The 21274-nt window shown below is 65.8% G+C and carries 17 protein-coding genes and 1 tRNA gene; 14 read left to right on the top strand and 4 right to left on the bottom strand.

Translation table 11 applies throughout. From position 1 onward, the window contains the following. Positions 1–6 precede the first annotated feature (6 nt). From DEBA_RS00985 to DEBA_RS00960, 6 genes are all read left to right on the top strand, one after another. A complete protein-coding gene (locus DEBA_RS00985; protein ID WP_013257032.1) occupies positions 7–1260 on the top strand; it encodes a glycosyltransferase in 1254 nt (417 codons plus the stop codon). Positions 1261–1362: 102 nt separating this feature from the next. Next, on the top strand, positions 1363–1818 hold the full coding sequence (locus DEBA_RS00980; protein WP_013257031.1) for a universal stress protein: 456 nt from the start codon (positions 1363–1365) through the stop codon (positions 1816–1818). Positions 1819–2004: 186 nt separating this feature from the next. After that, on the top strand, positions 2005–2433 hold the full coding sequence (locus DEBA_RS00975) for a hypothetical protein (protein ID WP_013257030.1): 429 nt from the start codon (positions 2005–2007) through the stop codon (positions 2431–2433). Positions 2434–2480: 47 nt separating this feature from the next. Continuing rightward, positions 2481–3953 carry a DEAD/DEAH box helicase gene (locus tag DEBA_RS00970; protein ID WP_013257029.1) on the top strand — a complete coding sequence of 491 codons (1473 nt, stop codon included), beginning with the start codon at positions 2481–2483 and terminating at the stop codon, positions 3951–3953. Between the two features lie 49 nt (positions 3954–4002). Then, positions 4003–4078: transfer RNA gene (locus DEBA_RS00965), tRNA-Arg, on the top strand. Between the two features lie 180 nt (positions 4079–4258). After that, complete coding sequence (locus DEBA_RS00960; protein WP_013257028.1) at positions 4259–5425, top strand: Fic family protein; 1167 nt, start codon at positions 4259–4261, stop codon at positions 5423–5425. Between the two features lie 114 nt (positions 5426–5539). Here the strand turns inward: DEBA_RS00960 and DEBA_RS00955 are convergent, their stop codons facing one another. From DEBA_RS00955 to DEBA_RS00950, 3 genes are all read right to left on the bottom strand, one after another. Next, positions 5540–9925, bottom strand: coding sequence for an autotransporter outer membrane beta-barrel domain-containing protein (locus DEBA_RS00955; protein WP_043813456.1), 4386 nt, complete (start codon positions 9923–9925; stop codon positions 5540–5542). Between the two features lie 119 nt (positions 9926–10044). Then, the gene (locus DEBA_RS18520) at positions 10045–10200 is read right to left on the bottom strand and encodes a hypothetical protein (RefSeq protein ID WP_222832023.1); all 156 of its coding nucleotides are present in this window, start codon (positions 10198–10200) and stop codon (positions 10045–10047) included. Further along, the gene (locus DEBA_RS00950) at positions 10200–10547 is read right to left on the bottom strand and encodes a hypothetical protein (RefSeq protein ID WP_148227747.1); all 348 of its coding nucleotides are present in this window, start codon (positions 10545–10547) and stop codon (positions 10200–10202) included. The genes DEBA_RS18520 and DEBA_RS00950 overlap by 1 nt, the downstream gene beginning before the upstream one ends. Positions 10548–11142: 595 nt before the next feature. Between DEBA_RS00950 and DEBA_RS00945 the strand changes: the two genes are divergently transcribed. From DEBA_RS00945 to DEBA_RS00910, 8 genes are all read left to right on the top strand, one after another. Further along, positions 11143–11655 (top strand): GNAT family N-acetyltransferase, encoded by a 513-nt coding sequence (locus DEBA_RS00945; protein ID WP_013257026.1) that lies wholly within the window; start codon positions 11143–11145, stop codon positions 11653–11655. 209 nt (positions 11656–11864) lie between these two features. After that, a complete protein-coding gene (locus DEBA_RS00940) occupies positions 11865–12497 on the top strand; it encodes a class I SAM-dependent methyltransferase (protein ID WP_013257025.1) in 633 nt (210 codons plus the stop codon). Then, positions 12470–14332 carry a radical SAM protein gene (locus DEBA_RS00935; RefSeq protein WP_013257024.1) on the top strand — a complete coding sequence of 621 codons (1863 nt, stop codon included), beginning with the start codon at positions 12470–12472 and terminating at the stop codon, positions 14330–14332. Before DEBA_RS00940 ends, DEBA_RS00935 begins: the two co-directional genes overlap by 28 nt. A gap of 33 nt (positions 14333–14365) precedes the next feature. Next, positions 14366–16348, top strand: coding sequence for a TonB-dependent receptor (locus tag DEBA_RS00930; protein WP_013257023.1), 1983 nt, complete (start codon positions 14366–14368; stop codon positions 16346–16348). Positions 16349–16401: 53 nt separating this feature from the next. Beyond that, positions 16402–17442, top strand: coding sequence for an ABC transporter substrate-binding protein (locus DEBA_RS00925; protein ID WP_013257022.1), 1041 nt, complete (start codon positions 16402–16404; stop codon positions 17440–17442). After that, positions 17439–18452 (top strand): FecCD family ABC transporter permease, encoded by a 1014-nt coding sequence (locus DEBA_RS00920; RefSeq protein WP_013257021.1) that lies wholly within the window; start codon positions 17439–17441, stop codon positions 18450–18452. Before DEBA_RS00925 ends, DEBA_RS00920 begins: the two co-directional genes overlap by 4 nt. Continuing rightward, on the top strand, positions 18449–19294 hold the full coding sequence (locus tag DEBA_RS00915) for an ABC transporter ATP-binding protein (RefSeq protein ID WP_013257020.1): 846 nt from the start codon (positions 18449–18451) through the stop codon (positions 19292–19294). Before DEBA_RS00920 ends, DEBA_RS00915 begins: the two co-directional genes overlap by 4 nt. Further along, on the top strand, positions 19291–20034 hold the full coding sequence (locus DEBA_RS00910; protein ID WP_013257019.1) for a Rossmann-like domain-containing protein: 744 nt from the start codon (positions 19291–19293) through the stop codon (positions 20032–20034). Before DEBA_RS00915 ends, DEBA_RS00910 begins: the two co-directional genes overlap by 4 nt. 16 nt (positions 20035–20050) lie before the next feature. Here DEBA_RS00910 and DEBA_RS18515 read toward each other — a convergent pair whose 3' ends face one another. Further along, positions 20051–21136: an OmpA family protein gene (locus DEBA_RS18515; RefSeq protein ID WP_013257018.1), complete on the bottom strand. Its 1086-nt coding sequence runs from the start codon at positions 21134–21136 to the stop codon at positions 20051–20053. Positions 21137–21274 lie beyond the last annotated feature (138 nt).

Below are 21274 nucleotides of genomic sequence, written 5' to 3'. Positions count from 1 at the left end.
CAACCCATGCCCTACAACACCGCCCTGCGCGGCTACACGGCCAAGCGCATCGAGGAGATCGGCTCGGCCGACATCCTCATGGGCATACCCTGCTTCAACAACGAACAAACCATCGTCCACGTCATCCAGATGCTGACCCACGGCCTGGCCAAGCACTTTGGCGACAAACGCAGCGTCATCCTTATCGCCGACGGCGGCTCCACCGACGACACCCGCGAGATGGCCCGCGATTTCGAGATCAAGCCCTGGCAAGAGAAAATCGTATCGATCTATCGCGGCCCCGGCGGCAAGGGCAGCGCCCTGCGCTCGATCTTCGAGGCGGCCGCGCGCCTGAAGGTCAAGGCCTGCGGCATGGTCGACAGCGACCTGCGCTCGATCACCAGCGATTGGGTCAAGTACCTGCTGGACCCGGTGCTGGAGAAAGACTATCAGTTCGTGGCCCCGGTCTATCAGCGCCACAAGTACGACGGCACCATCACCAACAACATCGTCTACAACATGACCCGGGCCCTCTACGGCAAGCGCGTGCGCCAGCCCATCGGCGGCGACTTCGCCATCAGCCGCGACGTGGCCAACTATTACGTCGATCAGGACGTCTGGGGCAGCGACGTGGCGCGCTACGGCATCGACATCTGGATGACCACCAGCGCCATCACCCAGGGCTTCCGCGTCTGCCAGTCCAACCTGGGCGTCAAGATCCACGACGCCAAGGATCCGGCCCAGCACCTGGCCCCGATGTTCCGCCAGGTGGTCTGGACGCTGTTTTCGCTGATGGAGCGCTACGAGGATCATTGGCGCACGCAGCGGGGCAGCCAGCCGGTGGAGACCTTCGACTTCGGCGTGGCCGGCGACCCCGAGCCGGTCAAGGTCAACATCGAGGCCATGCTGGAACATTTCCGCGCCGGCTTCAAGCAGTTCGGCGCGTTGTGGAAAGACGTCCTGCCGCCGGCCACCTTCCAGGCCGTGGAGGAGGCCGCCGGCCAGGAGGCCAGCCAGTTTCACCTGCCCACCAGCGTGTGGATCGAGATCATGTACGAACTGGCGGCCAAGTTCCACGCCTGGGAGAAATTCCGCATGCGCCTGGTCGAGCTGTGCACGCCGCTCTACTTCGCCCGCGTGGCCTCGTTCGTGCGTGAAAGCTGGGACATGACCTCCCAGGAGGCCGAAGCCCTGGTCGAGGAGCAGGCCCGCCAGTTCGAGGAGGCCAAGGACTATCTGGTCGAGGCCTGGGCGCGGGCCGAGCAAAGCCCGGAGCAGTGAGCCCGGGCAAAGCTTGGTTGGCCCGGGCGAGCTTTTTTTTGCTATGCTGATCTTGCGCGCCAGCCCAAAAGTCGCGACGCGCCATGCCGGGAGGAGGCATCCATGATCGAGGGGCCCATCATCGCCGCCACCGATTTCTCCAAGGCCGCCGAGCAGGCCGTGGCCCAGGCGGCGCGTTTGGCCGCCCAGCGCGGAGTCAAGCTGGTTTTGGCCCATGTCATCCCGCCGCTGATCACCCCCACGCCGCTGCTGGACGAGATCCAGGTCAGCCAGGTGACGGCCGATCTGCGCCGCGAGATGCGCCAGGCCGCCGAGCGTGAGATGCAGCGCCTGCGCCAGATCGAAAGCGCCCTGACCGAGGTGGAGACCGTCATCGCCGAGGGCGAGCCCACCCGCGAGCTGGCCGCCCTGTGCCAAAGCCAGAACGCGGCGCTTTTGGTGGTGGGCGCCGCGGGCGCGGGCAATATTGTCGAGGCCGTTTTTGGCTCGGTGGCCCGCAAGATGGTGCGCCGCGCGCCGTGCTCGGTGCTGGTGGTGCGCCCGGAGGAGGCCGACTAACCGCGGCCCGTGGCGAGAAATATCGGCCCCGCTCCTGTCGGGGCGGAGTGGCTGGTGTATATTTCTGCCAAGCGCCCGCGCGGCGCGGAAAACGGTTTTTGAACGGCCGCGGCCACGCATCCGCCGGGCCGCAACGAAATGACGCCGCCGCCACGAGGTGGTGTGGCGCAAATGCGAGGTATGACCATGGGTAAATTGGGCGTTGCGTTGGTTCTGTTGCTGGCGCTGGCGGCCGGGGGCTGCGCCCCTGGGGCCAAGGCCAATCTGTCCAAGATTCAAAACGGCATGTCCGAGGACCAGGTGGCCGAGGAACTGGGCCCGCCCGAGTCGGTCAAGCTGGTGCAGTTCCCCCAGCAAAAGGGCAAGTTTGTGGTCTGGGAATACAACATGGTGCCCGAGACGCCAAACTGCCCCAGCAAGATGCTGGGCCGCAGCCTGGCCGCCGTCTGCACGGTGGGCTTCTCCGAGGTGGCCATCTCCCACGCCGAGGCCGAGCCCCACTGGGTCTATTTCGAGGATGGCAAGCTGGCCTTCGCCTCGCGGGCGGTGGACTGCGCGCAATACGACTGCCGCGTCTGGCCGGTGGAAGTCAGCCAGGTCAAGGTGGATAAATAGCCGGCGCGACTTGCCGCCGACGGCCGGGCAAGGTATCATAAAATGTTATGGATGATACACACATAACACCGCAAGACGACACCACGCAAAAAAGCGGGGCGCCCCTGGCTCAGGGCGCGCCCTTTGCCGATTTCAACCTGCCCGAGCCCCTGCTGCGGGGCCTGGCCGACTCTGGCTACACCCATTGCACGCCGATCCAGGAGCGGACCATCCCCCTGGGTCTGGCCGGCAAGGACGTGGCCGGCGAGGCCCAGACCGGGACAGGCAAGACCGCCGCTTTTCTGGTGCCCATTTTTTATCACATGCTGCGCGACCAGCGGACAGATCGCCAATTCCCCGCCGCGCTGATCATCGCCCCCACCCGCGAGCTGGCCGTGCAGATCTACGACGACGCCCAGCAGATCGGCCGACACACCGATCTGCGCATGGTCGCCGTCTTCGGCGGGGTCGACTATCTCAAGCAGGCCAGGGCCTTGCGCGAAGGCGTGGATATCGTCGTGGCCACGCCGGGGCGGGCCATCGACTATATCAAGCAGCGCGCCCTGGATCTGCGCGCCGTCAAGCACCTGGTCATCGACGAGGCCGACCGCCTGTTCGACATGGGCTTCATCGCCGACCTGCGCTGGATCATGCGCCGCCTGCCGCCCTACGACCGGCGGCAATCCATGCTCTTTTCGGCCACGCTGGGCTACCGCGTGCTGGAGCTGACCTACGAGTTCATGAACATGCCGGCCAAGGTCTCGGTGGCCCCGCGCCAGCGCACGGTCGAGCAGGTCGACCAGGAGCTCTACCACTGCTCGGCCCCCGAGAAAATGAGCTTGCTGCTGGGCCTCCTGCGCCGCGAGGGCGTCGACCGAGTGATGATTTTCGCCAACACCAAGCGCGCCGTCGACGCCATCGCCTACAAGCTGCGCGGCAACGGCCTGCCCGCCGAAGGCATCAGCGGCGATCTGACCCAGCGGCGGCGCATGCAGCTTTTGGAGCAATTCAAAAGCGGCGAACTGAAGATCCTGGTGGCCACCAACGTGGCCGCCCGTGGCCTGCACGTCGAAAACATCAGCCATGTCATCAACTACGACGTGCCCGCCGATCCCGAAGACTACGTCCACCGCATCGGCCGCACGGCCCGGGCCGGCGCCGTGGGCAAGGCCATCACCCTGTGCTGCGACCGCTACGCCACCCACCTGCCCTACGTCGAGGAATACCTGGGCGAGAAAATTCCCGTCTGCTGGGCCGATGACTCGCTTTTCGTGCCCGACCAGGCCGGACCGGCCCCGCGCATGCCACGGCCGGCCTTTGGCCCCCGCGAGGGCGGGCGTGGCCGTGACCGCGATGGCGACGGCGCTCGCGGCGGACGGGGCGGACGGCGCACCAGCTCCGCCCCAGCCGCGCCAACCACGACGGTCGCCAGCGGCGATGGCGAAAAAGTCGCCGATGGGCAAGGGCAAAAACGCCGCCGCCGCCGCCGCAAACCGGCCGGCCAACCGAAAACGACAAACTCGGCCGGCGATGGCGAATAGACCTTGTCAAGCGCCGCGCTTTTGTTATAATCCTCACTCGCGTATGCAAGCGCTCGTAGCTCAGTGGATAGAGCGCCGGACTACGAATCCGTAGGCCGCAAGTTCGAATCTTGCCGGGCGCACCATTTTCAGGTGGCTGGATGATTTTTCATCCGGCCACCTTTTTTTGTGGGGATGCGGGCCTTGACGGCGCGCGGCCCGCGTCGGCGGCGCGGTTTTTGTTTTGACGTGAGCCCGAGGCTTATTTTACGATTACGCCATATCGTAAAATAAACTTGCGGCATAATTTAAATTCGGCGCGTAAAATGAAACGAAAACTTCAGGGGCGCTACACGCCAATTTCCACGGTGAGCGAGCCGGCAAAAGCATTCATCCCCAATGCCCTTCCCCCACGTCCTCCCATAGAATGGACGCCGGAGCTGCGCTCCAAGTTCGACCAGGCGCTGGTCGCCCTTGGGCGGCTGGATAGCCTATCGGTTTTGCTCCCGGAGTCATCTCTTTTTTTATACATGTACGTGCGCAAAGAGGCCGTTCTGTCTTCCATGATCGAGGGCACGCAGTCTTCCTTGTCCGATCTGCTGTTATTTGAATTGGATCAGCAACCGGGCGCGCCGCTGGGCGATGTGCAAGAAGTCAGCAGCTATGTGGCGGCATTGGAGCATGGCCTGAAGCGCCTTCGGGAAGGGTTTCCTCTTTCGCTGAGGCTGATCAAGGAAATCCACGAGATATTGTTGGCCAAGGGACGCGACGGCCATAAAACGCCAGGTGAATTTCGCCGCACGCAAAATTGGATTGGCGGGACAAGGCCGGGGAACGCGGCCTTTGTTCCTCCGCCGGCCGAGTATGTCATGGAGTGCATGGGCGCGCTGGAGCTGTTTTTGCATGATCAACCGGAGCCCACGCCGGTTTTGTTGAAAGCGGCCCTGTCCCACGTGCAGTTTGAAACCATCCACCCCTTTCTTGACGACAACGGCCGCCTGGGCCGCCTGCTTATCACCTTGATTCTGTGCGAACAAAAGGTGCTCAGCACGCCTATTCTTTATCTGAGTCTGTATTTTAAAAGTCATCGCGGCTTTTACTATGAGCTGCTAAACAGAGTGCGCCAAACTGGCGACTGGGAAGCATGGTTGGATTTCTTTGCCGACGCCGTGCAAACCACCGCTAGCCAAGCGGTCGAGGCCGCCCGGCAACTCATGGCCCTGGCCAAAGAGGATCGGGACAAGATCAAGAGCCTGGGTCGCACGGCCCTATCCGTCGAGAAAACACACCAAGCGCTGTTGTCAAAGCCCCTGGCGACCTCGGTCGTTCTGGCGCAAAGGACGGGGCTAACGCCGGCCACGGTCAATAAATGCTTGACCCAGTTGATGCGCCTGGGGGTCGTCCGGGAAATCACTGAGCAACGCCGAAATAGAATATTTTGTTATCAGCGCTACTTAGATGTAATGAACCAAGGCACTGAATTGCCGCAATGAGGGCGGGGGCAGCTTCCGCCGCCCCCGCTCGTCTTTTCAATCTCGCTGGTAAGTCTTCCCAGTAGGCCCAGCCGGCGGCGTGGGCCGCGTTGGCGATCGGCCGACGACGACGCCTCAGAAGGCGATGTTCAGACCGGCCGAAACAGCCTGGGAGTTCCAGGTGTTGGCCTGGAGCAACGAGCCTTCCAGGAACACCGAGAACGTCTCGCCGAACGAGGCCGACAGGCCCAGGCCGGTCTCCAGCATGTCGGCCGCCTGGTCGGCCCCATCCACGACAATGGGCACGGAGCCGTATTGGCCAAAAGTGGCCTGGATGGTCCGGGCCTCGGTGTTGAAGGCATGCAGCCAGTTGGCGAAGGCGCTGGGCGTCAGGCGCAGATCGGCCAGGCTCCAGTCGGCCGCGGCCCGCAGGCCCAGGCGCGACGAGGTGTAGTCATGGTCGCGGTCGTCCACCCGCAGGCCCAAGTAGCCCGCGCCGCCCTCGCTGAAGCCGTCCTCGCTCAGCCGGACATATTCCAGCGAGACGACGGGGCCGAACCGGAACGCGTCGGCCTTGCAGTCGTAACCGCCACCCAGGCGGGCCAGCATGGTGTTGCCGTCAAAGTCGGCGTTGGTCCGGCCGCTGTTGTCGGCAAAGCTCACGTTGCGCTTGGCGCTGTTGTCGTATGAGCCGTAGCTGACCGCCGCGTCCAGGTGGAAATCATCCAGGACGGCCGTGGCGTAGAGGCCAAGATTGATCTGGCGCTGCTCGCCCTCGTTGCCGGCCATGCTCCATTCGATATCGGCCACCGAGTTGGAGATGGCCACGCCGGTGCGCAGCCAGGGCAGCAGCAGGCCGTCGGCCCCCACCACCGCGCCGCCCGCGCCGATGCGATAGCCCATATGCCCGCTGTCGCCGCTTTGGTTGGCCCAATCGCCCAGGGCGCGGCCCCACAGCGACCACCTGCCGCCGGCCAGCGGCTGCTCGCCGGGCTTGGCCTGCTTGGCGGCCGCCTGGCTCGGGCCGGCCGGCTGGGCCGCGCCACCGCCAGCCTGCAGCACCCGCCAGGCCAGCAGGCGATCGAAGGTCCTGGCCGCCTCCAGGCTGGCCGCGCTGAAGGCGTCGTACATCTCGGGGCTGGCCGCCTCCAGAACCTGCCTGATTTGCTCCAGGTCATAGTTCCAGTCCATGTTCAGCAGCAGGCCGTACATCTGGTCCTGGTTTTGGAGCGCCAGCGGCAAGATGGCGTCCAGGGCCGCGCCCACGCCCTTTTGGCCGGGAGTCGCGCCCAGCGAGGCGAAGGGCGTGCGCACCACCTCCAGCGAGACGCCGTCGGCTCGGCCCACCGCCCGCAGGGCCACGGTCAGCGAATCAGGCTGGTTGTAGATTCCGGCGAAGGCGCCCGAGACCGCGCCGGCGCTGAGCACGTTCCAGCTCTGGCCGTTGACGTAGAGGTCGTGCGGCAGGCTGACGGCCAGGTAGCCGCCATTCAGGTAGGCCGTGCCGCTGACCCAAAGCAGGTCGGATGCGCCGCCGGGCTCCACCTCGACCCACAGCACGCTGCCGGCGGTTTGGGTGTAGTCGCCCAGAATGCGCATGGTTCCGATGCTGTTGCCGGGGATGATCCAGCCCTGGTTGATCACGTTGCCGATGATGGTTCCCGTGCCCCAGGAATTGGAACCGGCGCCCAAGATCACTGCGGGGCTGTAAAGACTGCCGTTGAGATGCAGCCCGCCGAAAATCGTCGTGGACGAACCGATGACGGCCAGACCGCCGATGTCGGCAAAGCCGCCATTGGCCACGTTGAAAGTCGAAGCGCCCAGGTAGCCGTTGATCTGGGCCGTGCCACCGCCGGCGATGGTCAGCGTCGAGACGCCCAGCGCGCCCTGCACGTTCAACTCGCCGCCCGAACCCACCGTCACCAAGGGACTGTTCAGGCTGCCATACACGTTCAGCCCGCCGTTGACGGTGGTGAACGAATCCACCGTGGCCTGGCCGTTGATCTGGGCCGTCGCGCCGTCGCCGATGCTGAAGAACGGCGTTTGCAACGTGCTGCCGCTGGGCAGGGTCAGGCTGCCGTCCAACACCGAGACGCCCAGGTTGAAGTTCCAGTCACCCTGCAGGGTCGCCACGCCGTAACCCTGGTAGCCCATGTTTTCGAAGTTGAGCAAATCGGCCGAGTTGTACGAGCCATCGCCCAGGAACAGGCTGTCGATGCCGGCCTGGCCGTCGACCACCCCTCCCACCGAGGAGTTGCCCAGCAGATAGACAAAGTCGTCGCCGTCGCCGGCCAGGATGTCGCCGCCCACCGCGCCATAGTTGTAGATGACGTTGCCCACGCCGCCCGAAGAGCCGCTGCTGCCGTAAATGCTGCCACTCACCGCGCCATAGTTGTAGATGATGTTGCCGCCGCCGTAGCTGTGGTCGCCGTGGTTGTCGCTACCGTAGACGTCGCCAAGCACCGTGCCATAGTTGTAGATGGTGTTGTAGCCGCCATAGGCTCCGTCGCCGCCGTTGAGAGAGCCAGCAATCTGCGTCACTCGACCAGAGTTGTTGATTGTATTGTCGCCGCCATAGGCCCCGTCGAGGATGTTGACGGAGCCATAGAGAAACAACATTTCACCCGAGTTGGTGATTGTATTGAAGCCGCCATAGCTGCCAACGCCATTGTTGAAGCTGCCGACGATGTAGGAGCCATCACCCGAGTTGGTGATTATATTGAAGCCGCCATAGCTGCCAACGCCCGTGTTATGGCTGCCAAACAACATGTACGCCGTGCCGGAGTTGCCGAGGGTGTTGTAGCCGCCATAGCTGCCATCGCCATCGTTGTTGCTGCCGGAAACCGTGAACGAGGTGCCGGAATTGCTGATGGTGTTGTCGCCGCCATAGCTGCCATCGCCATCGTTGTTGCTGCCGAATATGGCCATCGATGTGCCGCTGTTGGTGATGGTGTTGCCGCCGCCACTGGAGCCATCGCCGATGTTGAAGGAGCCGTAGGTGGAGTTGGTGCTTCCCTCGTTGACAATGCTGTTGGAGCCGCCGCTGGTGTGATCGCCCTCGTTGTGGCTGCCCACCAACCCACCGGCCGTGCCGGTGTTGACGAGGTGGTTGAAGCCTCCGCCGCTGCCTTCGCCGACGTTATAGCTGCCCTGAATGATGCTGTGCGCCTGGCCGTGGTTGAAGATGTAGTTGTAGCCGCCGCTGGAGCCAGCGCCTTCGTTGCCGCTGCCGATGATGGCGTTGTTCACCTCGCCGCCGCTGGCGTTGGTGATGGTGTTGTAGCCGCCCGCGGAGCCATCGCTGACGTTGTAGCTGCCGTAGATGAAGTCCTCGGCCGCGCCGCCGTTGGTGATGGTGTTGTCGCCGCCGGAGCTGCCCTCTCCAGCGTTATAACTGCCGTAGATCGAGCCTTCCACCGTGCCGCTGTTGCTGACGGTGTTGCCGCCGCCGCTGGAGCTCGCGCCCTCGTTGCTGCTGCCGTAGACCGAGCCTTCCACCGTGCCGCCGGCGCCCACCGTGATGGTGTTGTCGCCGCCGTTGGAGCCAGCGCCAGTGTTCAGGCTGCCGTAGATGTCGCCTTCCACCGTGCCGCTGGCGCTCACCGAGATGTTGTTGTCGCCGCCGCTGGCGCCCACGCCGTCGTTGTTGCTGCCGGTGACGTCGCCGGTGGTCAGGCCATCAATCACGATGACGTTGTCGCCGCCGCTGGCGCCAGCGCTCATGTTGTAGCTGCCGTAGACGCCGCTGTCCACCGTGCCGCCGGCGCTCACCGTGATGTTGTTGTCGCCGCCGCTGGAGCCAGCGCCAAAGTTGAAGCTGCCCATAATGAAGCCGACCACGTCGCCCTCGCTGCTTATGACGTTGCCGCCGCCGCTGGAGCCCGTGTTCATGTTGTAGCTGCCGATTATGTTGCCGCCCACGTCGCTGTCGTTGTTTATGACGTTGGAACCGCCGAAGCTGTAAGAGCCGTAATTCCAGCTGCCGAAAATATTGCCTTGGGCGTCTCCGCTGTTGGAGATGGTGTTGGAGCCGCCAAAGCTGTAAGCGCCGACGTTTTCGCTGCCGGTCATATTCCAGGCAGCTGAGCCTGAGTTGGTGATGGCGTTATAGCCGCCGCTGCTGCCTTCGCCGCTGTTGTAGCTGCCGCGCAGGCTGTCGTCGATCATGCCGGAGTTGGTGATGGTGTTGTAACCGCCGCTGGAGCCTGCGCCGGAATTGTAACCACCCCAGATGGTGTCGCTGACCGCGCCGCTGTTGGTGACGGTGTTGTGGCCCGAGCCGCTCATCCAAATCCCGCCGATGACGCCCCCGGAGTTGGTGACCGTGTCGCTGCCGCCCTGGCGCATGTCCACGTCGCCGCCGACCGTGGCCCCGACGCTGTTGGTGTATTGGTCGCTCTCGGTGGTGCCCAGCCAGTCGCCCACGCCGGAATAGTCGTGGGGATTGCCGGCGCCGGGGTTGGTTCCCACCGCGGCCATAGCGAAGCCGTGGCAGACGATGAACAGAATTCCGGCCAGCATGAACGCAATCAGCTTCGATCTCATCGTGCTACCCCCCCGGCTCGGCCTTGGCGCGGCGGCGCCGAATCGTCAAACGACCCGGCGCCCGTCCAACCGGCGACAATTATGTGTCTTGGCGCTTAAAAGCGATAACTCACGCTCACGGTAACGACCGGATAGAACTTGAAGTCGGTCAAATCGTCCTGGACTTTGCTTTCTACCCGCTTGAGCGAATCGGCCAGGCTTGGCGCCAAATTCTGGTTGGACGAATGCAGCGAGATATCGAGCGGGCTCACTATATCACGCCAAGATCAAAGGCGAAAACACAATGACCGCCATCGCTGAACACGTTGCTGAAGCCCAAGCCGCCGTAGGGGGCCAGGGTGTTGAACGAGGCGTCGGTTTCCACGCGGCCCAACTGGGCCCCGGTGTAGCTCGTGCCGCCGATGTTGTAGATCTTGCTGGCGCTGGGGCTGGCGCTGCCCGAAAAATCATGGCTGTTGATGATCACGCCGCCGCTGAGGCGGAAGCCGTTGGCGAACGGATGCGCATTCAAAAGTAGGCCGGCGGTGTGGAGCTTCGCGTCGAATTCGTAATTGACGTCATCCACGCTCAGGTCGTAGTTGAATGGCAACGCGCCCAACGACAGCGTCCCCTGAGCAACGGGCTGGAATCGGCCGCGATGTCGAGGCACTGAGCGATGAAGGTTTTCCCTGTGTCGGATGGGCCCGTGATCACGTTTAGACCGGGCGCAAAGCCCAGTTCCGCGTCCGTAACCCCCTGGCCAGTCAGTGTCAATTTCCGGAGCGTGAAACCGAAGCTCACGGCATCTCCTCTGCCCAAAGGACGGACTCCAATACAAACTCAGCTTCTCATTTGCCGATCCGCTCGCGCACCATCGCTTGAAGGTCATCTTCAGCGAGGCCGCTGCACGGTGAAACATAACAAATGTTGTCAAAACCGATAATAACCTGTGAAACATGAATTTTTCCGTGCAGCAGCCGAAGCGCGCTAGGGACGGCACTCTCGTTTAGCCAATTATTACAACAAATTAAAGATCGTTATCAGAGAAAATGTCGCGCAATGGTCTCGGGTGGCTGGATGATTTTTTCATCCGGCCGCCTTTTTTTTGTGGGGCCGCGCGCGACGAGGCTTTAATTTTGACTTGAGCCCGAGGCTTATTTTAACTTGGGCGCGGAAGGGCGGACGATGAGGCGCAAGACCAAGGAAGGCCAACATTGCTGATACGACAAGAAAAGCCAGAAGACTTCCCCACGATTCACGATCTGGTCAAAATAGCCTTTCAGACGGCCAAGGTCTCCAACGGCGACGAGCAGAACTTTGTCGAGCGCCTGCGCGCCGGCGGCAATTATATCCCCGAACTGGCCCTGGTGGCCGAGGAAGAGGGCCGGATCATCGGCCACATCATGCTCACGGCCACCGCCATCGCCACCGCCGGCGGGCCGCGCGCCGTGTTGCTGCTGGGGCCGCTGGCGGTGATGCTGGAGCGGCGCGGCCGCGGCGTGGGCGCGCGCCTGGTCGAGGAGGCCTGCGCCAAGGCCCGGGCCCTGGGTCATGGCGCGGTGGTTTTGGCTGGCGATCCGGCTTATTACGCCCGCTTCGGCTTCAGGCCCACGGCCGATTTCGGCGTTGGCAACACCAACGGCATCCCCGAGGCCTACGTCATGGCCCGCGAACTTTGGCCAGGGGCGCTCCAAGGCGTCGGCGGCCTCATCACCCTGGAAACCTAGGACGCTCCGGCGGAAACGCGGCGGGCGCGGCGGCCGGGCGGCTCGTCGCGCCCGATTTGTTCAGGCGACCGCTTGACGCGATATATTTTACGGAGTATAACGTGAAAAGCAGGCGGCAATATTTTTTTGGGCCGCGCTGTCTTTAGTAAAAGATATCGATGCGCTGGCAGATGTCAAGCCGCGCCGTCAAACGTCAGCGGAGCAAGCAGATGAAGACCAACGCCAAGGAGTTCGACGAGATAGCCCGCACAATCTTTTGGCCGCTCTATCCGGTGGTGGCCGGGCAGATGCTGGCGCGCTGCGGGCGCAGCGCCGGGGCCTGCCTGGATATCGGCTGTGGCGGCGGGTATTTGGGGCTGGAGCTGGCCCGCCGGAGCCTGTTTCACCTGCGCATGCTCGATCAATCCAGCCAGATGCTCGAAATCGCCCAGGCCAACCTGACGGCCAGCGGCCTGAGCGGCCGGGGTGAGGTGATTCTGGCCGGCGTGGAGGCCATGCCCTTGCCGGAGGCGTCCATCGACCTGGCCATCAGCCGGGGGTCGATCTTTTTCTGGCCGGACCTGGCGACGGCGTTCAAGGAGATCTGGCGGGTGCTGGCCCCCGGCGGCCTGGCCCAGGTCGGCGGCGGGTTCGGCTCGGCGGCCATCCGCGAGGCCATCGGCGACAAGATGCGCGCGCGCAATGGTGGCGACGACAAGTGGCGGGCCATGGTGCGGCGCAATCTGGGCCCCGAGACGCGGCAAAAGTTCACGGAGGCCCTTGACGAGGCGGGCGTGGCCGGGGCGGAGATCATCGACAGCGAGGAGGAAGGCCTGTGGGTGGTGTTGCGCAAGCCGGCCTGAGGGCGATCCGCTGCGACATCTGCGAGCGCGGCTGCCTGCTGGGCCCGGGCCGGAGCGGGGCCTGCGGGCTTTACGAGGCGCGGGACGGCCAAGTGGTCGAGATCGTCGCCGACCGCTATCTGGCCGTGGGCCCGCTGTCCATCGAGACGATGCCGCTGTTGCACCATAACCCCGGGGCCAAATATCTACAGATCAGCACCACGGGATGCAATTTCGATTGCCCAGGCTGCATTTCCACGGTGATCGCCCGCCAGACGCCCCGTCACGGCAAGGCCCTGACCCGCCTGACGCCCGAGCTGGTCGTCGAAAAGGCCATCGCCGCCAATTGCCTGGGCGTGGCTTTTTTGATGAACGACCCGCTGGCCTCGTTGCCCACCTTCCTGCGCGTGGCGGCCCTGGCCAAGGCGCGGGGGCTGGAGGTGGGCTGTTCGACCAACTGCTATTTCACGGCCCAATCCCTGGAGCGGCTGCTGCCGCTATTGGATTTCATCAACATCGGCCTGAAGGGCTTTTCCGAGGCGGCCTACCACGCCTGCGGCGGTTCGGCGGGCCTGGGGCCGGTGTGGCGCAATCTGCGGGCGCTGGTGGCGGCCGGGGTCCACGTGGAGCTTTCGGTGATCTACGCCCGCGACAAGGAGCCCGAGCTTGTGGCCCTGGCCCGGGCCGTGGCCGCTATCTCGCCGCGTATCCCCTTGCAGTTGATGCGTTTTATTCCCTTCGAGGGGGCCGCGGCCAACCAGGAGCCGGCCGTGCGCCAGGCCGAGGCCTTTTGCGCGCGCCTACGCGATGAATTGGCCCACGTCTATTTGTTCAACACGCCGGGCACGCGCTTTCTCGACACCGTCTGCCCGGCCTGCGGCCACGTGGCCCTGCGCCGCGAGTTCTACGGCCCCATGGGGGCCAAGCTGCTGGGCGAGCCGCCGGCGCGGCCGCTGGAGCCACGTTGCCCGGCCTGCGGCGCGGGGCTCGACATCGTGGGCCAGCGGGCCGCCGGCGCGCACCAAGAGGAAGACTTTCAGGGCGGCTATCCCTTCACGCGGGCGTTGGAGATGGTCGAGGCCATGGTCATCGCCATGGGCTCGCGCGAGCAATCCGACGTGGTGCGGGCCTGGGAGCGCCTGCTGGCGCCGGGCGGCCTCAAGCGCCTGCACCAGTGCGCCCAAGAGCCACGCCAATACATCGACGCCGTGCGCTGGTTTGGCGCGGCCGTGGATTTGCGCGAGGGGGCCGAGGCCCTGGCCGCTTATCTGGAGGCCAAACTGGACGATATGGCCCAGGCCCTGGCCGGGCTGGAGCGGCGGCCCACGGTCTATTACGCCATGGCCAAGCCGCTGTTTTATCTCTCGGGCGGGCGGCTGGAAAACCGGCTGGTGGAGCTGGCCGGCGGGGTGAGCCTCAACAAGCTCTTGCCGCCGGGCGGCCGGCCCGGCCGGAGCCTGAGCGTGGATCGGCTCAACGAGCTGGGCCCGGAGGTGATATTCATCTCGGCGTTTTTGTCCAACACCGTCGAGGATTTCTTGGCCGAGTGCCGCGAACTTGGCGTGGAGGCGCGGGCCGTGCGCCAGGGGCGGGTCTACGCCCACCCCGCGCCGGGCTGGGATTTTGGCAGCCCGCGCTGGGTGCTGGGCCTGATGCACATCGCCCGGACACTACACCCCGAGCTTGTTTCCCTCGATGTCATGGCCCAGGCCCAGGCCTTTTATCGGCGCTTTTACGGCCTGGATTTTTCGCCGGGCCAGGTAAATCGATCGTTCGCCAAACCCGCCGGCAACTGGCGCTGGCCGGCCGATGGAGAGCGGATCGCGCCAGCGGCGACGGAGGCCCCGCAACGCTAGAATCACGATCACCAAGGCCAACGGAGAGGAACCATGAAGAGGGAGCTTGCCACGATCATCATGCTGCTGGGCCTGGCCCTGGCCCTGGCGGCCCCGGCCCCGGCGCGGGCCGAGGAAACCCACCGGATCGAGCCCGTCGACGTTTCGGCCAGCGCCGAGCAAGAGCGGCCCAACAGCCCCTATCGCCTGCCCGAGAGCGCCCGCGCCGCCACCTGGAGCATCGACCAGGCGGGCATCGAAGCGCTGGAGCCCCGCGACGTCTTTGACGTGCTCAGCTATGCTCCCGGCCTGCAAACGTCATTCCAGGGCCGCAAGGGCATGAACTTCATCAGCGGCCGCGGCGGCGGCAACTTCATCGGCGGCGGCGGTTACGCCATCCTCGTCGACGGCGTCTACGTGCCCTGGACCCAGTCCAGCCGCGTGATGGCCAGCTTCCCGGTGGAGACGATCGAGTCGATCCGCGTCGTCCGCGACGCCACCACCCTGACCCTGGCCCCCCTGTCGGGCCTGGGATCGATCGGCACGGCCATCCAGGGCGTGATCCTCATCAAGACCATCAAGCCCGCCAAGCAACAGAGCCAGGTCAAGGCCGGCGTCGGCAACCTGGGCCGCTACAAGGCCTTTCTCAGCCACGGCGACCGCGTGGGCGACGGCTATTATTCGCTGAACTACAACAAGCAGCACGACCAGGGCCGCGAAAACTGGAACAACGGCAGCGACTCCGACACCTTGCTGCTAAAGGGCGGCTACGACAACCAAAACAGCTTCAAGGCCGACGCCTCTTTTTATTATGACGCGGCCTCGCGGCAGATCCAGCGCTCCACCGCCGTCAGCAAGACCAGCGACGCCAAGTGGCGCTATCAGCCCCTGGACACGCTGATGGCCACCGCCAGCGCGGCCAAGCAGTGGACCGCCAGCCAGACCACCAACCTGGGCCTCTACACCGGCCTGGTCGACGGCCAGACCGAATATCGCTCCTGGTCCAAGCCCAAGGCCTACTCCGAGCACGATTGGCAAGACAACGTCGTCCAGGCCGACCTGAGCCACATCATCGCCAGCGGGGCCAACAACCTTCGCGTCGGCGGCCAGGCCATCTTCTGGCATTGTCCCAACGGCCAGCTCTTTTACGAGGGCGTCTCGCGCGATGAAGAGTTGTATTCGCTCTATCTGCACGATGAATACGCCCTCGGCCAGGCCCTCAGCCTCGACGCCGGCGCGCGCGTCGATCACAAGCACATCACCAAGGGCCTCAACATGTATTCGGCCACCGACGCCAAGCCCAGCGACCTCATCGACGACGTCTGGGCCGAGCCCAGCTACGGCGTGGCCGGTGGCGCGGCCTATCAGATCAACAAGATGCTGGAGGCCACCCTGCGCCTGAGCTACACCGAGCAAGGCGCCGACGAGTTTCTGCTGACCAAGAGCGGCCAGACCCTCAAGCCCGAAAAGCAACTGCGCTACGAACTGGGCCTGGTGGCCCAACCGCTGCCGGCCCTGCGGGTCACGGCCACGGCCTTCGCCTACGACCTGACCGACATGAAGCAGGCCGTGGGCAGCGTCACCAAGGGCGACGACGTGATCAACATCTACGACAACGCCGACGCCGTGCGTAGCGGCTGCGAGCTGGACCTGGGCGGCTGGCTGTTCACCCCCGACTTGACCTACGGCCTGACCTACGGCTATCAGCGCTCCAACAACGACATCGACGACAAGTCCATCCCCCATCATCTGGCCACCCTGCGCCTGGGCTATCGCTTCGCGCCCTTCCAGGGCAACCTGCTCATGCGCTACGTCAGCGATTTCGAATCCAACCAGTTCGCCATCGACAACCGCTACCACGAGATGGACCAATATTCGCGCATCGACGCCAACGTGTCCTACGACTTCAGCCTGGACAAGGCCCAGATGCGGGCCACCGTTTTCGCCCAGAACCTCACCGACGAAAGATACCAAACCCGCCTGGGCTGGGAGGACGTGGGCCTGACCTACGGCCTGGAGCTGGCGGCCAAGTTCTAGCATTCTCGCGCCGCGCCGCTGGTCGATCCGGCGGCGCGGCATGGGGCGAAAAGATGGCCCGCGCAACACGTTTGATCGTCATCCTGGCCCTGGCGGCCCTGCTCTGGCCGGCGGCCGGCCCGGCCCAGGCCCGGCTGATCACCGACATGGCCGGCCGCCAGGTGGATGTGCCGGCGGTGGTGAGCAAGGTCTACGCAACCGCGCCGCCGGCGGCCTACATGGTCCTGGCCCTGTCGCCAAAGCTGCTGGTGGGCCTCAACGCGCCGCCGCCCGAGAGCGCCCGGGGCTATCTGAGCCCGCGCCTGTGGGATCTGCCCGTGCTGGGCGGCTGGTTTGGCCAGGGCCGGGGGGCCAATCTGGAAAGCCTGCTGGCGGCGCGGCCCGACGTGGTGCTGGCCTTTGGCTGGCGCAATCAGCCCGCCCAGTGGAAGATCGAACAGACTCTGGCCCCGCTGGGCCTGCCGGTGCTGCGGGTGGAGTTGGGCGGTCTGGCCGATTTTCCACGCTTTTTTTTGTTTTTGGGCGAACTGTGCAATCAACCGGAGCGCGGCCGGGCCCTGGCCGCCCACGCCCAGGGCGTCCTTGACGACATGGCCCGCCTGCGCGCCGCCGTGCCGCCGCCAAAGCGCCCCCGCGTCTATTACGCCGAGGGACCGCGCGGCCTGCACACCGAGTGCGATCAATCCTTTCACGCCGAGCTGATCGAGCTTTGCGGCGGGCAGAACGTGCGCAAATGTCGGGCCGGCGGCATCTATGGCATGGAGAGCGTGTCCATGGAGCAGGTGCTGGCTTATGATCCGCAGGTGATCCTCAGCCACGAGCCGCTGTTTTTGGGCCAGGAGCTCAAGCAGGGGCTCTGGCGCGGGCTGCCGGCCGTGCGGGAAGGCCGGGCGTACGCCATCCCCACCCGGCCGCTGAACTGGTTTGACCGGCCGCCCAGCTTCATGCGCCTGCTGGGGGCCCACTGGCTGGCCCACAAGCTGCACCCCCAGCTATACCCGGTGGACATGGCGGCCAAGACGATGGAGTTTTTCCGGCTGTTTTTGGGCGTGGAGCTGAGCCGCCAGGCCGCCGAGGAGCTGCTGGGCCCATGAAGAACGCCCTGACGCCGACGCTGTTGGCCCTGGGCCTGGCCGCGCTGATGGCCCTGTCGCTGGCCCTGGGCCGCTATCCCGTGGCGCCGGCCGACCTGGCCCGGCTGGCGGCCAGCCTGTTGGGCGGCGACGGCGGGGCCGCCGATCCTGGCCTGACCACGGTTTACAACGTCGTCATCAACATCCGCCTGCCCCGGGTGCTGGCGGCGGTGTTGATCGGCGCGGCGCTGGCGGCCTCGGGCGCGGCCTTTCAGGCGATGTTCGTCAACCCCCTGGTTTCGCCGGACCTACTGGGCGTGTTGGCCGGGGCCTCGTTTGGCGCGGCGCTGGGCATGACGCTGGGCCAGAGCTGGCCGGTGGTGCAGCTTTGCGCGGTGGGCTGCGGGCTGCTGGCGGTGGCGGCGGCGGTGGGCCTGGCCGCGCTATACCGGGGCGAGCGGCTGCTGATGCTGATTCTGGGCGGGGTGGTCAGCAGCGCCATGTTCACGGCGCTGTTGACGCTGGTCAAGTACGTGGCCGACCCCTACGATCAACTGCCGGCCATTGTCCACTGGCTGATGGGCGGGCTGACGTTGGCCGACGGCCCCACGGTCTGGGCCATGGCCGGGCCGCTGGCGGCGGCGGTGCTGCTGCTGGCGCTGCTGGCCGGCCGGCTGAACGTGCTGAGCATGGGCGACGAGGAGGCCCGGGCCCTGGGCGTCAACGTGGGCCGCTTGCGGCTGCTGCTAATCGTGGCGGCCACGGTGGCCGGAGCGCTGACCGTGGCCCTGGCCGGGGTCATCGGCTGGGTGGGGCTGGTGATCCCCCACATCGCCCGCATGGTGGTGGGGCCCGACAACCGACGGTTGATGCCGGCGGCGATCCTCATGGGCGGGGCCTATCTGCTTTTGGTCGACGACCTGGCCCGGCTGCTTTTGGCCACCGAGACGCCCCTGGGCATTCTCACGGCGCTGGTGGGCATTCCGTTTTTCGCGGCGGCCCTGGGCCAGGCCAGGCGGGGCTGGCAATGACGGCGCTACTGGCGGCCGAAAACCTGGGCCACGCTTATGGCCGGCGGGTGGCGCTGGGCGATGTGAGCCTGGGCGTCGCGCCGGGCCAGGTGCTGTCGATTTTGGGGCCCAACGGCGGCGGCAAGACGACGCTTTTGAAGCTGCTGCTGGGCCTGGCGCGGCCCCAAAGCGGCCGGGTGCTGCTGGATGGCCAGGACATGGCCGGGCTGTCGGCCAAGAACGTCGCCCGCCGCCTGGCCTACGTGCCGCAAAACCACCGCCCGGCCTTTGCCTATGCCGTGCTGGAGGTGGTCTTGATGGGCCGCCTGCCCCACAAGCCCTTTTGGTTCCGCTTCGGCAAGGCCGACGAGGCCCTGGCCCTGGCCGCCCTGGAGCGTCTGGGCATCGGCCATCTGGCCCGGCGGCCCTACACCGACCTCAGCGGCGGCGAGCGCCAACTGACGCTCATCGCCCGGGCCCTGGCCCAGGACGCGGCCGTGCTGATCCTCGACGAACCAGCCAGCGGCCTGGACTACGGCGCGCAACTGCGTCTGCTGGAGCGCCTGCGCGCCCTGGCCGACGAGGGCCGGGCCATCGTGCAGTCGACCCACTTTCCCGATCACGCCCTGTGGATCGGCGGCCGGGCGGCCTTGTTGCGGCGCGGGCGGATCATCGCCGAAGGGCCGGCGGACCAGGTCATCAATGAAAAAAACCTGCAAAGGCTCTATGATTGCCCCATCGGCGTGGAAAGCCTGCCCGGCGGCGGCAGGATTTGCGCGCCGCGCAACCTGGGCCGGCCCGCCCCGGCGGAAGATTCGGCCCCCATCAGCGCGATAAGCGCCGGAAGGGACAAGCGCCAATGAACGACAGCACCATCCAGGCCCTGCGGGGCGAACTGACCAGCCTGGCCCAACGGCGCGGCCTGCTGGCCGAGCAGGTGGCCGTGCGCATCAAGCCCCTGAGCGTCAAACAGGCCATCGGCACGCCCGAGCGCGATGACTTCCCCCTGCAAAAAGGCAAGGAGCGCATCATCGAGGCCAGCTTCAAGGGCGGCGTGGGCCAGGCCTTCACCGACGCCTTCAGGGATTTCGAAAGCGACGTGGCCGGCCTGCTGGCCCTGGACCTGACCGACCCCTTCAACGCCGCCGCCTTCGTGGCCGCCGCCAACGCCATCGCCGCCCATCTGGGCCTGGCCCGCCAAACCATCCACTGCCGCGACAAGGAGCCCACCCTCTGCGCGCCCAAGCTGGTGGAGTATCTGCGCCGGCGTCACCCCGGCGCCCGCCGCGTGACCCTGGTCGGCCTGCAACCGGCCATGGCCGCGGCCCTGGCCCCCCACTACGAGCTGGCCATATTGGACATGGACCCCGACAACATCGGCCGCACGGTGGCCGGCGCGACGGTCGGCCACGGCGGCCGCGACCTGGAGCGCCTGGCGGCCTGGGCCGACGTGCTGGCCGCCACCGGCTCGACCCTGGCCAACAACAGCATCGAGGCCGTCCGCGCCGCCGCCGGCCCCCGGCCGGTGATTTTCTTTGGCGTGACCATCGCCGGGGCGGCGGAGCTACTTGGCCTGGAGCGCTTCTGCCCGCTGGGCCACTGAAGCCGGAGGCGGCGGCTCAGCGCTTGACCAGCTCGACGCGACGGTTTTTGGCCCTGCCCTCCTCGCTGTCGTTGCTGGCCGTGGGCGCGGCCATGCCGGCCCCGAAGGGCGTCAGGCGGCCCGGGGCCACGCCGAAATCGCCCGTCAGGGCCTTGACCACCGCCTGGGCCCGCCGCTGGCTCAGCTCCACGTTGTAGGCGAATCCGCCCTGGTTGTCGGTGTGGCCCACCACCAGGATTTCGAGGGCGGGGTCGGCGGCGAGCAGGGCGGCTATTTCTTGCAGCGTGGGCCGGGACTCTGGCTTGACCACGGCCTTGTCGAAATCGAAATGGACGCCGTAGAGGGCGATGCGGCCCTGGCTGTCCAGGTTGGAGGCCATTTCCGCGGCCTTGACCGTGACCATCTTTTGTTCGCGGGCCTTGGGTTCGATCAGCACGGCCAGGGTGAAGGCGCGGTCGTTGAAGGCCCGGCACGAGCCGCTGCTGGTCGAGACCCAGGTCATGAGCGCCAGATAGGCGTCGCCGCCGTCGGCGGGGATGCGCGCGGCGAAATAGCGTTGATCGCGGATGCGCGATTGCAGGGCGCAGCCGCCGGGCGAAAAATAGTCGTCGGTGACCCGTTCGGGGGCCACCAGCTTCATCATCAGGCTTTGCTCGCCGCCGCCGCCGGCGGCGCCGCGCGCCGGGTCGCCGCCGCAGGCCTCGCCCTTGCATTGGTAGAGGATCTCGCCGCCCTTGGCCGCCACTTCGTCTTGATAATTACGCAACACCTCCAGGCTGGAGCGCCCCGGCGGGTTGAGGTAGACCAGGCGGGTGTAGGCGCCCTCCAGGTCGCTGACGATTTTTGGCTGGAAGACGCGGTTGTTCTTGGCGTCGCGGGCCTTGGGGTCGGGGCATTCCAGCGGGCCCAGCGGCAGGGCCAGCTCATCGAAGGCCCGTTTGTCGCTGGAGATGATGATGGAGCCTTCGTAGCGTTTGAGCAGGGGGCTGTCGGAAGCGCCCGCCAAGTCGGCGCTGGGCGGGGCGGTGGCGGCCTGGGCCAGAGCGGCCCCCATGCCGAGGGCGATGATCAGGGCCAGGCACGAACGGCGTATCGGAAACATCACGGAGCCTTCTCTTGCTTGGCCAAGCGTGGCCGCCTCTTTCGGCGTCTTGGCCGGCCCGCGCGAGAGAGGTCTGGGCTGATGCCGCCGTGGCCCGCCGTCGCCGCGGGCCCGAACTGAAAGCCATTATAAAACGGC

Source organism: Desulfarculus baarsii DSM 2075, assembly GCF_000143965.1.
Classification (GTDB): Bacteria; Desulfobacterota; Desulfarculia; order Desulfarculales; family Desulfarculaceae; genus Desulfarculus; species Desulfarculus baarsii.
Note: the sequence above shows the minus strand (reverse complement) of the source record. Positions and strands in the feature narration are given on the sequence as shown.